Source organism: Neisseria sp. P0001.S005 (genome assembly GCF_051963715.1).
This window is the reverse complement of sequence record NZ_JBQCTZ010000933.1, coordinates 1-296: the sequence shown is the minus strand read 5'-3', so window position 1 is coordinate 296 and position 296 is coordinate 1. Positions and strand designations below refer to the sequence as shown.

General features: G+C 53.4%; 1 pseudogene. It reads left to right on the top strand.

The features are described from left to right. A pseudogene (locus ACTHSP_RS23560) lies at positions 1-296 on the top strand (multidrug ABC transporter ATP-binding protein); the annotation flags it as partial.

Sequence of the window (296 nt, the reverse complement as noted above, 5' to 3'; positions counted from 1 at the left end):
ACGCTTTTTGTTGAAAAAGGCCATGCATTAATCGGCATGATGGCCATGGTGGCATTTTTTGCCGTTTGGACCTTTTTCGCTTCCAATGTACGCCTGCAAACCCTGCAAGGCGTGTTCCCCATGCGCCTGCGCTGGAATTTCCACCGCCTGATGCTGGGTCAAAGCCTGGGCTTTTATCAGGACGAATTTGCAGGACGCGTGTCCGCCAAAGTGATGCAAACCGCGCTGGCGCTGCGCGATGTCGTGATGACCGTCGCCGATATGGTTGTGTATGTGCTGGTGTACTTCATCACTTC